The organism is Paenibacillus polymyxa, assembly GCF_018614975.1.
In the GTDB taxonomy this organism is placed as follows: domain Bacteria; phylum Bacillota; class Bacilli; order Paenibacillales; family Paenibacillaceae; genus Paenibacillus; species Paenibacillus polymyxa_E.
Genome location: NZ_JAGGNR010000018.1, coordinates 63,515 through 78,533 on the forward strand (window position 1 = coordinate 63,515; position 15,019 = coordinate 78,533).

The window sequence follows — 15,019 nt, forward strand, 5'->3', positions numbered from 1 at the left end:
CCTAACGGTTCACCCGCTTTCGCGTGGCATCGTATTTTTCACTTGTTGAACGTACATGACGAATCAGTGGAAGCGCATCTGGCAAGCTCCCCTGCCCCATTCGTACAAGCTCTGATCTGTGATCGTCTAACTGCTGTTCCAGCAGATGGCCGAGTCTGGAGGCAATCTCTTCACTCTTCCACGCCTTCCAGTCTTCTATCACAGGCGGGCCAGCTTGCATCGATATTTCCGGTAAATCGTGCTGGACCATCCCATGGCACAAGGTTACCGGTACGGCGATGGCATTCGGGGAGCGACGAAGCAACAATCCGATGCCTGGACGAAACTGAATCGGTCTGGCCTCCTGATGCAGAATTTCTCCTTGCGGAAAAATCCAGACCCTTTTGCCCGAATCCAGCAGCTCACTGGTGTACTGTAGAGAGATCCGAATACCGGACGCACTCTCCTTATTGATCGAATACGCACCCAATTTACGAAAAAAAGCATATTGCTGAAGCTGTTGCTCCTCCATCATCACATAATGATCACCTCGCGATGTCTGCCTGGCCGCATGATAGAGCAGCAGACCATCCCACCAGGAGCTGTGGTTCATGAAGTAGATTACCGGACGAGTCGGATCAATCGGGGAATTGTCTCTGATGTCCACCTGCGGGTCCAGTGACCCTGTGAGCGTGAAGGAGCGGAAGCGCCGACGCAGCAGATAATAATGATTGTATAAGGCAAACATATGATTAAACGGTTTTGATTTTACGGCGCGAATCATAGAGCCAGCTCCCTTCGGCAAGAAGCACACCAGCAATGGCGATAATAAAGCTGCCTGTAATCCCTTCCTTGAGGGCAAGCAGGCCGAACAGAAGAATAAACAGCTGATACAACCATTTTGCACGCTGCAATGAGCTACGGTCATTAGGCATGGCCGGAAGGAAGAGGGACAGGAATGCACCCATGACAAACCAGCTTATGTAATTGGTCCACGGAACACCGTAGAATCCACCTGGAGCTTGCCACTCCCAGAATCCTCTCGCATGCGCAACAGGGTCGAGTACCAGATCGAGAACAATCGCCCAGAACCCGGTCTTCACTGCTCGAAGCAATTTGCCAGTCCGGGTTGAACCCCCGCCACTTAACAGCGCCGAGTTACCAACCACTGCGATCCAGGCGAAACCCAGCGTAACTGGCACACTGAATAGATGGATACCGAAGAAGTTCGAATACGCATACTCACCAAACGGCCAATGCGTATGCACTCCTACCCACTCTACGCCCATACCTCCAAGCCAGATGATCACAGAGGCTATCCAGAGTCCAGGTTTCATCCAGATGACTGACCGGTCGGATAGGCCTGTCTGATTACGCCCTTGGTAGATTAGATCCAGCACATACAATGCATAGAAGATTAGAAATAAACCATTCGAAAAGGACAATACATCCGGCACACCGATCGTTAGCATCAAGGTTGCTCCAATGACATACCACGCCCAGTAAAGCCACTGAATCATCAGGATACCGCCGTTCGGGAGGCTTGATAGGCCAGCATCGGGTAACGTTTAACAATCGCACCCAGCATCTCCAGTTTCAATTCATCGCTAACATATGCCCGTTTGGTATATACGTCATAGTCGTTGCGTTCAACCGCGTGTAGAATGGTGGAATAAAAGGCTGCTGCCAGCTCGATGGAAAACGCACTTTCCGTTGGGTACGTATCCAGATGATCCATGCCAATACGGAACCAGTTCAATGCTGCAGCTTTTAATTCATGAATAATGGCAATAAAACGTTCGTCCACGACCCCGTCTTCAAAGTCCTGCTCGGAGTAACCATGCTTCTCCATGATTTCCAGCGGAACATACCGGCGCACTCTGGCCCGATCTTCACCAACATCCCGAATAATATTAACGATCTGCATCCCTTTACCCAAAGCAATCCCGTTCATGGCTACTTCCGCACCATTATCATCCCGTAATACAGGCAACAACATCTCGCCTACGGTTCCGGCCACCAGATAACAATAATGCTCCAGTTCCTGCATCGTTGCATAATGCGTCACTTTAAGATCTGTGAGCTGCCCTTCCATCTGACGGAAAAATGGCCCCTTATCCAGATGAGGAAAACTGCTGAACAACCATCTCAGTGCTGGCCAGATAAAGTGTCCTTCCGCATCGTCCAACCGATCAAACAAGTCATGGATCTCGTGAATCGTATAGGGCGAATGTTCCGGCTCGTCTACACTGTCATCAATCATGCGGCAGAAGGCATAAATGACATATACCGCTTCCCGACGTGGACTTGGCAGCCCTCTAAAGGCCTGATAAAAAGAGGAAGAACCCTTTTGCATCAACTCTTCACACCTGCTCAAAATTGCTTCATTCATGTTCCCATCTCCTTCATGAGTTGATTGACGGCCATACGTGCACTCTGCATTACAATTGGCACTCCGCCTCCGGGATGTACAGATGCTCCTGCTGCATATAATCCCTGTATATTGGGGAATGGTTTGGGTTGCGGTCGGTATACACCGGACTGGAACAATACTGGCGCAATTCCGAAGCTTCCGCCCCCATAGAGCCCGTCTCGCTCTGCGTCAGCGGGTGTACGTACCTTTTTCCACTTGATCGCTGCACGAAGTCCCGGGAAGCCACGTTGCTCCGCTTCTTCCAGTACCCGTTCTGCCAATGCTTCGCTCTCCTGATCCCAGTCGACACCTTCGGCATCGGGCACCGGAATGAGGAAATACAATACACTCTGTCCTTGAGGCGCTGCATTTTCATCCAATGCAACCGGATTAAATACATAAAATGAAGACTTGTTCGGAATGCGTCGCTGATTGAACACTTCCTGTAAACTGCCTTCCAGACTCGGTGGCAAGAAGAACTGGTGTGCTATTGCATCTTCCCAGGTTATGTCCACGCCCACATAGAGCAGTACACATCCGGAAGAGGGACGATACGGCTTTCTTTTCCGCGCTACCTCTGGTGATTGACCCAGCAAACCTGATAGATGGGGGAAATCACCATTGTAGATAACTGCATCCACATTTTCTGCGCCTGCTGCCGTTTCTATACCTTCACACACGCCATTTTTTATTGTGAGCCCGGTAACTTCCGAATTCAGCACGACCCGTCCACCACGTGATATCAGTTCCTGCTCCAGAACAGCTGGTAATGCTGCATATCCACCTTTGACCATCCAGATACCATATTCATGCTCTGCATAAGGCAAAAGGGAATAGATGCCTGGGGTTCCAAACGGTGATCCACCGATGTATAGACTTTGCAGTGAGTAAGCGTCGAGCAATTCCTCATGCTCAAAATAATCGCCTACCGCTTTCCGAACACTTTTGTGTGCACGCAATCTGCCCATGAGTGACATGAGAGAAGGCGTGAAGAAATCCCTTTTACGCGGAAAAGCCTTTTCCAGAAAAGCTGCCCGGCCTGCCGGAAACAACGTGTCCATATCTTTCATGAATCGTGTGAATCCCCGGCTCTCTCCCGGGAACAAACGTTCAATCTCCACCGTCTGCTCTTCACGTGACGTCATCTTGGTCATGACACGACCACTGTGGTAGTGCACTCTGTATAACGGATCACAGCGAAGTAACTCAATCTTCGAACGATCTACGCCTGCTTCCTCCAGTATGCCAAGTAACATCTCTGGCAGCAGGACAATGGTCGGCCCCTGATCGATCCGGTACTCCCCTTGCTGCTCATATCCAATGCGTCCGCCAACGCGGGAACCCCGTTCATACACGGTGACATCCCATCCCTGACGGTTCAATAACAGGGCAGAAGTAAGTCCACCAATTCCTGCCCCTACAATAGCGGCCCGCTTCATGAATGCCCTCCGGCTTCCGCCGTCTTCACATACGAGGATGGCTTGGCGCGAGTGCGCGCGTCCTCTTCCTGAATCAGTCGGACACTAATCCGTGCCGATTCGAAGATCGTTGGCAACCCGCTGCCCGGATGTGTTCCGCCGCCTACAAGCCATACACTTTTCAACTCTTCAAACTGGTTATGGGGACGAAGATACATCATCTGACCCAGGTTATGCGCCATATTGAACGTTGCTCCGCGGTACACATCCAGTTCATTTTCCCAATCGAGTGGAGTGAACAGCATACATTCTTCAATGCGGCTGCGAATATCTGCCAGCTCAGGAATGCCTTCCATACGTTTCATCATGGCCTCCTGCACATTCTCCCGCTCTGCCTCCCAATCAATGTCTGCGGTAAGGTTAGGCGTAGGCATAAGAACATATAAAGCAGATTTCCCTTCCGGCGCCAGCGTCGAATCGAGTCTGGAAGGGTTATGAATATATAGAGAAGGATCGGCTGACAACATTTTGTGCTTCGTAATCTCATCAACGTTCAACCGGTAGTCCTCGGGGAAATAAATCGAGTGATGCGGAAGGTCCACATCACCATCCACACCCAGATACAACATGGCTGTAGAGCAGGAATACTTTTTTCGTTTCATTTTCTCCGGGGTATATTTCTTAAGCACGCCTGGTTCGAACAGATGATTCACAGCATGTGCAAAGTCAGCGTTCACAACCACATGGTCCGCTTCGATGCGTTCACCGTTCTCAAGCAACACACCTTCTGCACGACCATTGCGAACGATAACCTGTTTCACCGGGGTGGAAGTATGTATTCGTCCTCCGTATTCTTCCACGACATCAGCCATGGCTTGGAAGATCCGATTCACGCCGCCAATGGGGTGGAACAATCCGTAGTGATGCTCAATAAACGATAATATGGTAAAGGTACCCGGGCAATCCCAGGCAGACATGCCAAGGTATTTGGATTGGAATGTAAATGCCCAGCGCAGACGCTCATCTGTAAAATAGCGGGACAAGATTCCATAGACTGTATTGTGGACATCAAGCTTGGGTAGAGCTGTTACCGCATCCTTGCGTAAATAGTCAGTCAGCTTGCCAAAAGGACGACGAAGCAAAGGCATGACTTTGCCAAATTTCACTTCTTCTTCTTGCATGAACCGAAGATAATTGTCTTCATTGCCCGGAAATAATTCCTTAATCTGTGCAGCTGTATCTTCACGATTACGAGAAGGCCTGAACACCTTGTCACCAAAGTTCAGTGCATACAGTGGGGTTAGCTCTTTCATATCCACATAATCGGATAATTGGCGACCCACCACATCGAACATCTCTTCAATCAGCTGCGGCATCATCAAGAACGTAGCCCCCCGGTCGAATCGATATTCACCCAGTTCCAATCTGGCAGAACGCCCCCCGATGACTGGCTGTTTCTCATACACATCTACCTCGTACCCCTGACCGGATAATAACATCGCTGCTGCAAGTCCACCCGGACCTGCGCCAATGACAGCTGCACGTTTGCGTTGTTGATTCGGTATCATGCCACTCACCCTTTCTATGTAGGGAATTCCTATAGTTCTCTAGCCCCTGGCCTATTATTAAACCGCCCATGAACACTTTAAGCGGTACCTGGCAAAAACATTATACAAATATAATACAAATATTATACGACCTTGTAAACCAAAAAATGACCCGCTGGTCAAAATAATCTACTAATCCATTTATAAACGCAAAAAACATCCCTTGATCACTTCGTCAAAGGATGTCCTGTATTCACTAACCTATTCGTAACATTTGAGATTATGTTTAGTTATTTGCCTGTCCAAACCTCGCACCAGGTGGTCGATTTGCGAGATACTCGCGTTCTATCCATGACTGCCAATCCGCTGAATCCTCTGGCATAATCCATTGCGGGTAACGAGCATGCTCTGCACGCTCATAGCCTTTTCCACCAAGTACGAAGCGAATATGTGGAAACTCGTTTTTAATCCGCTCTATAAGCTGATCACACCGTTCAAGAAGCCCTGGACTTGTGATCGAAAGGCAGACCAACTTGATCTTTTGCTCCCGAATAATCGGGAAGATGCCTTCTTCTGGCGTGTTCGCCCCGAGATACAGTACTTCCGCTCCATTTTTACGCATAAAGAGAGAGAACAGCAGCAACCCAACCTGATGGTGCTCCCCTTCCGGACACAACGCCAGAACTTTGGGCAGATGCGGATAGATCGGGAACAGATGGAAAAACTGATAAAACCGCTGTGATATCAGCTGTGTCATGAAGTGTTCCTGCGCCACTGAAGCCCTGCCTTGCTCCCATGCATCTCCAACCCGAACCAGAATGGGTACCAGCACATGATAGAACATCGAGTCATATCCATACATGGTGAAACCAAAATCAATCAGACCATTGGCACGTTCACCCTGAAAGTTGTAGAGCGAGTCATAGATCTGATCTGCCATGCGTGCGTAGGCTTCTTCCATCGTAGGCACCGGAGCCATGATCGGCGTGGGTACAGCCTCGGGCGGATTTAATTTGTTTACTTTCAACATCCGTACCGCTTCCGAGATATTGGTCTGGTGCAGCTCAACTTGTTCTTTCAACCAGCGCAGATCCGCAACATTCTCTTCGGTATACATTCGATAACCCGATTCCGTCCGCTCAGGGGTGACCGCACTATACCGATTCTCCCAAGCCCGGATTGTTACCGCCCTGATACCGAGCATGGCAGCGACTTGTTTGATGGAATACACCTTATTACCCACTTTCTTTCCTAAATGTCCAGATTTCAAAGGTTATATCATTGGTTCCCCGTCCTTGTCAGGCATATAAAAACCCTAACATTCTACAAAAATAATACACTCATTATACACAACGCTCTGACACCTGTCGATTGCATCCTGCCAATTTTGCCATATGCATTTTACCGCTACATCAGTTATTCTACCTTGTTTTCCTGCGTCAACGTTATCATCCATGTGGTAATAGAAGTCAGCAAGTACAGAAGGGGGGAGCCCACTGTTGGTCTCATTACGCCGCCATACATCAGACCCCAAGTCTTCACGCGGCAAATTTCCATACATACGAACAGGACTCGTCCTATTGGTCCTATGGCTCATCGCCGTCATGCTCTATCAAACTTACAAACCATTACCAACGGGTATTTCCTACGAAAGTCCGGAGTATCGTGTGGATCAAGTCGAGTTCCTTCATGACCTCACATATCCTTCCTCCGACGGACAGATGCAGCACGAACAGCAGATTTTCCAGCGCATGATGCAGATTGTACAGGAAGCAGAGCAGTTTGTCCTGGTGGATATGTTCCTGTTCAATAATTATCAGCACAAGGGACAGAACTTTCCTCCCGTGAGTACTGAATTCACCGAAGCGCTGGTCGCCAAAAAAAATCAACATCCTGATATGGACATCTGGTTTATTACAGATGAAGTAAATACCAACTATAACTCAGCACCTAATCCGCTGCTGGAACAAATGAAACAAGCAGGCATTCACGTGGTCATCACGGATGTGGACCCTTTGCGTGATTCAACTCCAGTATACTCTGCGGTCTGGCGGACCTTCTTCCAATGGTTCGGTCAATCTGGAGATGGCTGGATCAAAAACCTGATGGCCACGGATGGTCCGGATGTAACGGTCCGTTCCTATCTCAAGTTGCTTAATGTGAAAGCAAATCATCGCAAAGTTTTCGTTAGTGAGAAGACGGCAATTGTCTCTTCTGGCAATATTCATGATGCGAGTGCCTACCACTCGAACATTGCATTTGAAGTAACAGGTCCAATTATTGGCGATATTCTTCAGTCAGAGCAAGCTGTACTGGATATCTCAGGCGGAGGCCAGGTTCCTGCCTACACAGCTCCCTCCTCGGATTCAAATACGGGAGATTTGCGAATACGCTATTTAACTGAAGGCAAAGTGAATGACGCTGTACTCCATGAGATCAATCAGGCTGGCAAAGGTGATACCTTATGGCTGGGCATGTTCTATGTGGCCTCTCCGAAAGTATTGGAAGCCCTGCTGGAAGCTGCAAAACGAGGAACCGAGATCCGGCTTGTACTTGATCCAAATGAAAATGCCTTTGGTCAGGAAAAGATCGGCATTCCGAACCGTCCTGTCGCCGCCGAATTGCATGATAAATCCAACGGTAAAATTCAGATCCGCTGGTATAACACCACCAAGGAGCAATATCATACCAAGATGATGTATCTTGCCAAAGCAACCGGAGATCATATTGTCCTCGGGGGTTCAACCAACTTCACACCACGAAACATGAATGACTACAATCTGGAGAATGATCTATGGGTTGCTGCACCTCCAGACAATAAGTTCACGCTTGATATCGCGAATTATTTTGAGCGCATTTGGAATAATGATGATGCCGAGTTTACGCTAAACCTGGATGAGTTTCAGGAGAAGACTACGTTTTTGAAAGGCATCCTATACAAGCTGCAGCTGATTCTGGGTCTTACGACCTTTTGATCAGAAACCATATCCATACGTGTTATATCCGCCTGCACTCTACTGTGCAGGCGGATATTTTCATCTTGACAGGTGATATGAAGTGTGAAAATATAATTACCTAACGACCGTTAGGAAGGTGATTGAATGACTGCTGAATCCATTCGGGATGCAGCCCTGTTCCATTTTGCCAGAGATGGCTATGAAGGGGCCTCTCTGAGAGCTATTGCTGATGAAGTCGGGATTAAAAAACCGTCCATATATGCACATTTCAGCTGCAAGGATGATTTATTTTTACACACCCTGGCCTTTGCTTTTCACGAGGTAAAACGGCACACACTGGAATATTTCCGTGATCATGCGGATCTGCCATTGGAGCAGAGGCTGAAAGGCTTGTTGATCTGGTTCGAACAAGAATACAATGCCCATGCTTCGGCTCGTTTGATGCTGCGTAATTGTTTTTATCCACCCCTTTCTCTGTATGGAGAAGTGATGGATCAGGTCTATCCGTTTATCGATGGCATGGAACGTGCACTGACTCGTCTGCTGCAAAGGGCAATGCGTAATGAAGATATACCGCCCCTTCCCGCGGAACAAGCCGCCATTGCATTTATGACGTTCCTCGACGGTATTACCGTGGAGATTATCTATGGAAGCTCACGTCGGTACAAGAGACGGTTGGAAGCATCCTGGCCTGTATTTTGGTATGGCATTCATCATTTGGACGAAGAGGCACAACACGTTGTGCCGGAAGGAGATTCAACATCATGAACCGCAACTGGTTATACGTATTTATCGGGGGAATTATTGAGATTGTCTGGGTAAGCGGGCTGAAGCATGCCTCGAATGCTTGGGAGTGGACTTTGACGGGGATTGCTATCGTGATCAGCTTTGGACTGATCATTGCCGCTTCCAAAAGACTGCCTGTGGGTACGGTGTATGCCGTCTTTACGGGAATTGGTACGGCGGGTACCGTCCTTACGGAAATGGTACTGTTTGGTGAGCCGTTCCGCTTGGCCAAAGTATTGCTCATCGGGCTGCTGCTCTGCGGCGTAATTGGACTGAAGCTGGTTACCGATCAGCAAGAAGCCCAAGGAGGTGCAGCATAATGGCCTGGATGGCAATTGTAGGTGCAGGGATATGTGAAATTTTTGGCGTGATCGGTATCAATGGTGCTTCGACTCGAAAAGGCTGGCCATATATCGTACTGATGCTGGTGTCGTTTGTGTTCAGCTTCTCGTTGTTATCCTACGCCATGACGTCCATTCCCATGGGCACAGCGTATGCCGTGTGGACGGGGATCGGGACAGTCGGCAGTACGTTAACAGGCATGTTCCTGTTCGGTGAACGGAAAGAAGCGAAGCGGATCCTGTTTATCGCGATGATTTTGGTGGCAGCGGTTGGGCTGAAACTGATCACGTAACGGAACAACTGAATTACACTCTTATATCTCCGATTGCAGTACCACTTTCCGATCGCTGTTATCCCCAGATTTCTTTGATTCCCTTTGAAGAGGGATAAATCTGGTGATAAAGGCGAACACTTCGTTTCTTCAAGTCGGTTCTGCAATCTCCGTTATCGTGTAATTCTTAGCTTCCATTATGATATCTATTAAATTCTGTAATATAAAAAAGACGACTTCGATCAGAAAGTCGTCTTTTTTGGGATATGATATAAATAGGGAACCTCTCTACACTCTGCTACGTAAGAAAGGATGTCGTAAATCATGAAAAAGTTATTGGCACGCATGGGCTCTTATACAGGGTATACCCTTCTGATCGGCATGGCCATCTTCTATCTCATCGCTCTAGTCGCTATTATTATGCTTGCCTTGTACGCCTTCACTGGAGGAAACTAACTTAAACCTTCTTGATACCTTATTCATATCGTACATACAAGCTGTACCTTGTTACTTGCCGTCTCTCCTTCCCTTTGATCATCCTCTTTTCCCCATATACATTTTCCAATTTACTCCCATTTGAATTCCTTTAACCAGATCGTTTATACTTGGTTTGACCTTAAAGTCAATTCAAGAACTCACAAGTTCCCTGATGAGGTGAATGTATCGTTAATGAACCCTATACATGAGATGAATGAGAAGAAAAAACTCATCATTACTACAGCACTCAAGCTATTCTCATCCAAAGGCAGTGCTGCAACATCCATGCAAGAAATTGCAGAATTATGCGGGATGTCCAAGGGCAGTCTCTACATCATGTTCAAATCCAAAGAGGAATTAGAAGCCAGTACTCTGGAGTACTGTATGTACACGCTAATGGACGAGATGACACAGATTGAGCATGAAATCAGCCTTACCTCGCGTGAACGTCTGCACAAGCAGATCGAGACACTGTTGATCCATGTTTCCGAACTCAAGGAATTTTTGCGAGTACAGATGCGCAGCATGATGATGGATGATGAACAGCAACGCAAGGAACAATGCCATCCGCTGCAAAGAGATCTGGAGGTCCGTACCTTACATTGGTTTAAGGATAAGCTGGAGGAGCAGTACGGATCGGAGATTGAACCTTATACGATTGACCTTATTTTGCTGACACAGGGGCTGTTCCTCTCTTACGTCAAGATCTGGTTTACGGAGATGCCGTCCCTTACCGTTACCAAAATGGCAACAAATTTACTGCAAATGATGGACTATGCAGCGCACGGATTCCTTAAGCAGCGACCTTTGCCTTTGATTCCTTTGGAGGACTGGCCTGCCTGGATTACCGAACCCCATCCGGATTCCACGGTGATGCGGCATCCTATACATATTATCAAGCAAATGCAGGATATTGCTGCCTCCGAATTGCCTGCAGGGCAACCTAAGAATGATGCACTTGAGACCATTGCCATTCTCCGGCATGAGATGATGGAATTCACGCCGCGGCGTGCCATTATTCTGGGTATGATGCGCAATCTGGAGAACGTAACTGCCATTCAACCCTTGCACTCCGAGCTTCAGCATATTTTGGATGCCATGTATAGCCGGTTCATCCCTGCTGACTCGTCACACACATAAACAGGAGAAACAGAGAGGAGAAGAAACCATCGTATGAAAGGTATTATTAATTTTTCACTGAACAACAAGTTTGCGATCTGGATTCTGACAATCATTATCTCTTTCGCAGGTTTGTACAGCGGACTCACGATGAAGCAAGAGACCATTCCGAACATCAACGTACCGTTTCTGAATGTCACTGCCATTGATCCGGGGGCTGCACCGGAGGGAATTGTTGAAGATGTCACGAAGCCGCTGGAAGTAAAACTACGCAATGTAGATGGCGTGAAGACAGTGACCTCCACTTCCATGGAGAATGCTGCATCGATCACACTCGAATTTGATTATGGAACAGATCTGACCAACGCGACTGCAACCGTTCGTGAGGCACTGAATGAAGTACAACTGCCTGACAGCGTGCAGAAGCCGACCATTTCCAAGTTCAGCATTAACTCTTTCCCGGTTGTATCTCTGAGCCTGTCCGACAAGGACGGCGGTGACCTGGAACAATTGACACGACTGGTTGAATCAGATATTCAGCCTGCACTCGAAGATATTGACGGTGTAGCTCAGGTTCAGGTGTCCGGTCAATATGTAAAAGAAGTTCAATTGAAGTTTGACCAAGCCAAAATGGCCGAGCTGGGCCTGACCGAAGATACGGTAAACGGCATCGTTCAAGGTTCATCCATTCGTGTGCCCCTTGGACTGTTTGAACTGGATAAATCCCAGAAAGCCGTTGTCGTAGATGGAAACATCATCGACATCGATGATCTGAAAAACCTTGCCATTCCAGTCGTACCCGGCGGTGCCAATGCTTCCACAGGCAATGGTTCAGGCGCAGCGCCACAAGGCTCTGGAGCACCAGCTGGTGAAGGCTCGGCGGCTGGTGACGCAGCTCAAGGTACAGCTCCTGACTCTGCACAAGGAACAGACCAGGCCGCAGGCCAAGCAGCTGGCGGTAATGCCAGTGTAGGTAGTCCTTCAGGTGCTGCCAACGCGCCTGGCATTCCAACTGTAAAACTAAGTGAAATTGCCAAGATCGAAGTCATCGGTCAAGCGGAATCCATTTCCCGGACAGACGGCAAGGAATCGATCGGTATTTCCGTTGTAAAATCCAACGATGCCAACACGGTTGATGTCGTTAACGCAGTCAAAGACAAAGCGGAAGAATTGCAAACGCAGTTCAAAAACGCAGATTTGAATGTACTGCTTGACCAAGGTAAGCCGATTCAGGACTCGGTGAACACGATGCTGGGCAAAGCCGTTTTTGGCGCCTTGTTTGCCATCCTGATCATCCTGCTATTCCTGCGTAATATTCGTTCAACCATTATCTCCATTATCTCGATCCCGCTCTCCTTGCTCATGGCATTGACTGCGCTCAATATGATGGACATCACCTTGAACATGATGACGCTGGGTGCCATGACGGTTGCTATCGGACGGGTTGTCGATGACTCCATCGTTGTTATCGAGAATATCTACCGCAGATTAACACTTAAAGGCGAGAGATTGAAAGGCCGTGAACTGGTCCGCGAAGCAACTCGCGAGATGTTCATTCCAATTCTTTCTTCCACCATCGTAACCATTGCTGTATTCCTGCCACTGGCATTGGTAAGCGGTATGGTCGGTGAGTTATTCACGCCATTTGCACTGACCATGGTATTCGCCTTGCTGGCATCCCTGCTCGTTGCCATTACCATTGTGCCGATGCTCGCGCATACCCTGTTCCGTAAAGGGTTGAAGAACAAACAGAATCACGAAGAAAAACCAGGCAAAATGGCGGAAGGTTACAAACGCCTGCTGAACTGGACACTATCACACAAACTCATCACGGTCAGTATCGCAGTGATCCTGCTGGTCGGCAGTTTGTTCCTGTACCCGTTCATCGGTGCAAGTTTCCTGCCGGAACAACAGGATAAATATGTGACCATTACGTACAGTCCGCAAACCGGGGCTTTGCGTGAAGATGTGGAAAAAGAAGCACTCGTTGCCGAGAAGTGGTTGCTGAAACAACCAGGTCTGGAGAAAATGCAATATTCCATCGGCGGAAGTAATCCACTGAGCAGCATGGGTGGCGGTGGTTCCAACTCGGCTCTATTCTATATTGAATATAACGAAGATACGAAAGACTTTACTCAAGTGAAAGAACAGCTTGTCGAAGGTCTGAAGAAGGAAGTTACCGTAGGAACCTGGAGTGAGCTTGATATGTCCGGCGGTCTGGGTGGCAGTGGTCTGAGCCTTTCCATCTATGGCGATAATGTAGAGCAACTCAAACCTGTATCGGATGAAATTCTGAAACTGGTTGAAGCGGATAAGGATAATTTTGAAAAAGCAGACACAACACTCGCTGACACCTACGGGCAGTATACGCTCGTGGCAGATCAGGAGAAATTGAGTTCCCTAGGCCTGACTGCAGGCCAACTGGCTATGACGCTCAGCCCGGTACGGGAACGTCCTGTGCTTACGGAAGTCGATATTGATAACAAAACGTACAAAGTATATGTAGAGACAGACAACAAATCATTCAGCAGCATTAAAGAGATTGAGAATGAAACCGTCACTTCACCGCTTGGCATCGAAGTACCGATCAAAGATGTTGCCAAAGTGGAAGAAGGTACGTCCCCGAACTCCATCATGCAAATTGATGGTAAGGTTGTTGTACAAGTTACAGCCAACATCTTGGCTTCGGATGTAACGAAAGCCTCGAGTAACTTGCAGGCCGAGATCGACAAACTGGATCTGCCTGATGGCGTTGAGGTGAAGTTCGGCGGTACAACCGAACAGATTAATGATACCTTCACTCAACTGGGTCTCGCCATGCTGGCAGCCATCGCCATTGTATACTTTGTGCTCGTTGTTACATTCGGCGGCGGACTGGCACCATTTGCAATCCTGTTCTCCCTGCCATTTACAGTTATCGGTATTATGGTAGGTTTGTTCATCGCGGGTGGTACGCTAGACGTCTCCGCCATGATGGGTGGACTGATGCTCATCGGTATCGTAGTCACCAACGCCATCGTGTTGATCGACCGTGTTATTCACAAGGAAAAAGAGGGTATGCCTACCCGTGAAGCCTTGCTGGAAGCCGGTGCAACTCGTCTGCGTCCAATTCTGATGACCGCTCTCGCGACCATCGGTGCCCTGTTGCCACTGGTAACGGGTCTCGAAGAGAGTGCGGGGATCATCTCCAAAGGACTCGGAATCACCGTTATCGGCGGTCTGATCAGCTCCACGCTGCTCACACTGGTTATCGTACCGATTGTGTATGAGTTTCTGATGAAATTTAAAAAGAAAAGAATTGAAGATTAATTAGATAATACTATTATCCCCTCATGGCAGACAGTGAACTCAAACACTGGATACCGGAGGGGATTTTTGTTAGCTTAATCGATATAGTGAGGAAACGAAGAAGAGGCCGTTCGTCTGCGAGTGGAAGAAGGATAGGACTAAGAGCGAAAGCCAGATTATTAGAGGAAGCCATTATCGAAGTGGAACTGCTATGACAATGCTTGTATTGAGTCTTTCTTATCTCACTTAAAGACGGAATTTGTATTTGAAGAAACACTGGAACACTTCTTACCTTAAACCTATGACTTTTCATCAGATTACAGAGAGCGCTCAGCAACATCACAGCCCGATTTTTGTGATTCTCGACGATATCATGTATGAAAAAACCAAGCCTTCGTTCGGGTGATCTGTATCCCTTTGCT

General features: G+C 48.1%; 13 protein-coding genes. 7 read left to right on the forward strand and 6 right to left on the reverse strand.

All coding sequences use genetic code 11. The features are described 5' to 3' along the window. Position 1: 1 nt before the first annotated feature. The 6 genes from J7E78_RS16960 to J7E78_RS16985 all read right to left on the reverse strand — a co-directional run bounded on the left by J7E78_RS16960 (position 2) and on the right by J7E78_RS16985 (position 6,588). On the reverse strand, positions 2–763 hold the full coding sequence (locus tag J7E78_RS16960; RefSeq protein WP_215077398.1) for a lysophospholipid acyltransferase family protein: 762 nt from the start codon (positions 761–763) through the stop codon (positions 2–4). Then, positions 732–1,499, reverse strand: coding sequence for a carotenoid biosynthesis protein (locus J7E78_RS16965; RefSeq protein ID WP_215077399.1), 768 nt, complete (start codon positions 1,497–1,499; stop codon positions 732–734). The genes J7E78_RS16960 and J7E78_RS16965 overlap by 32 nt, the downstream gene beginning before the upstream one ends. Beyond that, positions 1,499–2,371, reverse strand: coding sequence for a phytoene/squalene synthase family protein (locus J7E78_RS16970; protein ID WP_215077400.1), 873 nt, complete (start codon positions 2,369–2,371; stop codon positions 1,499–1,501). The genes J7E78_RS16965 and J7E78_RS16970 overlap by 1 nt, the downstream gene beginning before the upstream one ends. Then, entirely contained in the window at positions 2,368–3,831 is a 1,464-nt protein-coding gene (locus J7E78_RS16975; protein WP_215077401.1) for a phytoene desaturase family protein, read from the reverse strand. Before J7E78_RS16975 ends, J7E78_RS16970 begins: the two co-directional genes overlap by 4 nt. Then, complete coding sequence (locus tag J7E78_RS16980) at positions 3,828–5,378, reverse strand: phytoene desaturase family protein (RefSeq protein ID WP_215077402.1); 1,551 nt, start codon at positions 5,376–5,378, stop codon at positions 3,828–3,830. Before J7E78_RS16980 ends, J7E78_RS16975 begins: the two co-directional genes overlap by 4 nt. Positions 5,379–5,643: 265 nt before the next feature. Further along, positions 5,644–6,588, reverse strand: a complete 945-nt coding sequence (locus tag J7E78_RS16985) for a MerR family transcriptional regulator (RefSeq protein ID WP_215077403.1) — start codon at positions 6,586–6,588, stop codon at positions 5,644–5,646. A 268-nt stretch (positions 6,589–6,856) separates the two neighbouring features. On the opposite strand from J7E78_RS16985, the gene J7E78_RS16990 reads away from it, so the two are divergent. From J7E78_RS16990 to J7E78_RS17015, 7 genes are all read left to right on the forward strand, one after another. After that, positions 6,857–8,332 carry a phospholipase D family protein gene (locus tag J7E78_RS16990; RefSeq protein ID WP_215077404.1) on the forward strand — a complete coding sequence of 492 codons (1,476 nt, stop codon included), beginning with the start codon at positions 6,857–6,859 and terminating at the stop codon, positions 8,330–8,332. Between the two features lie 126 nt (positions 8,333–8,458). Then, positions 8,459–9,082, forward strand: coding sequence for a TetR/AcrR family transcriptional regulator (locus tag J7E78_RS16995; protein WP_215077405.1), 624 nt, complete (start codon positions 8,459–8,461; stop codon positions 9,080–9,082). Beyond that, positions 9,079–9,420 carry a DMT family transporter gene (locus J7E78_RS17000; RefSeq protein ID WP_091036235.1) on the forward strand — a complete coding sequence of 114 codons (342 nt, stop codon included), beginning with the start codon at positions 9,079–9,081 and terminating at the stop codon, positions 9,418–9,420. The genes J7E78_RS16995 and J7E78_RS17000 overlap by 4 nt, the downstream gene beginning before the upstream one ends. Beyond that, complete coding sequence (locus tag J7E78_RS17005; protein ID WP_062836933.1) at positions 9,420–9,734, forward strand: DMT family transporter; 315 nt, start codon at positions 9,420–9,422, stop codon at positions 9,732–9,734. The genes J7E78_RS17000 and J7E78_RS17005 overlap by 1 nt, the downstream gene beginning before the upstream one ends. Before the next feature lie 303 nt (positions 9,735–10,037). Continuing rightward, positions 10,038–10,169 (forward strand): hypothetical protein, encoded by a 132-nt coding sequence (locus J7E78_RS29720; protein WP_285229451.1) that lies wholly within the window; start codon positions 10,038–10,040, stop codon positions 10,167–10,169. 213 nt (positions 10,170–10,382) lie between these two features. After that, positions 10,383–11,330 carry a TetR/AcrR family transcriptional regulator gene (locus J7E78_RS17010; RefSeq protein ID WP_215077406.1) on the forward strand — a complete coding sequence of 316 codons (948 nt, stop codon included), beginning with the start codon at positions 10,383–10,385 and terminating at the stop codon, positions 11,328–11,330. A gap of 33 nt (positions 11,331–11,363) precedes the next feature. Continuing rightward, entirely contained in the window at positions 11,364–14,618 is a 3,255-nt protein-coding gene (locus J7E78_RS17015; RefSeq protein ID WP_215077407.1) for an efflux RND transporter permease subunit, read from the forward strand. Positions 14,619–15,019 lie beyond the last annotated feature (401 nt).

Excerpts from the sequence above, each read along its gene's own strand:
- J7E78_RS16980 (WP_215077402.1), bottom strand. The coding sequence starts at position 5,378 with ATGATACCGAATCAACAACGCAAACGTGCAGCTGTCATTGGCGCAGGT.
- J7E78_RS17010 (WP_215077406.1), top strand. The coding sequence starts at position 10,383 with ATGAACCCTATACATGAGATGAATGAGAAGAAAAAACTCATCATTACT.
- J7E78_RS16960 (WP_215077398.1), bottom strand. The coding sequence starts at position 763 with ATGATTCGCGCCGTAAAATCAAAACCGTTTAATCATATGTTTGCCTTA.
- J7E78_RS16965 (WP_215077399.1), bottom strand. The coding sequence starts at position 1,499 with ATGATTCAGTGGCTTTACTGGGCGTGGTATGTCATTGGAGCAACCTTG.
- J7E78_RS17000 (WP_091036235.1), top strand. The coding sequence starts at position 9,079 with ATGAACCGCAACTGGTTATACGTATTTATCGGGGGAATTATTGAGATT.
- J7E78_RS17015 (WP_215077407.1), top strand. The coding sequence starts at position 11,364 with ATGAAAGGTATTATTAATTTTTCACTGAACAACAAGTTTGCGATCTGG.
- J7E78_RS16995 (WP_215077405.1), top strand. The coding sequence starts at position 8,459 with ATGACTGCTGAATCCATTCGGGATGCAGCCCTGTTCCATTTTGCCAGA.
- J7E78_RS17005 (WP_062836933.1), top strand. The coding sequence starts at position 9,420 with ATGGCCTGGATGGCAATTGTAGGTGCAGGGATATGTGAAATTTTTGGC.
- J7E78_RS29720 (WP_285229451.1), top strand. The coding sequence starts at position 10,038 with ATGAAAAAGTTATTGGCACGCATGGGCTCTTATACAGGGTATACCCTT.
- J7E78_RS16975 (WP_215077401.1), bottom strand. The coding sequence starts at position 3,831 with ATGAAGCGGGCCGCTATTGTAGGGGCAGGAATTGGTGGACTTACTTCT.
- J7E78_RS16970 (WP_215077400.1), bottom strand. The coding sequence starts at position 2,371 with ATGAATGAAGCAATTTTGAGCAGGTGTGAAGAGTTGATGCAAAAGGGT.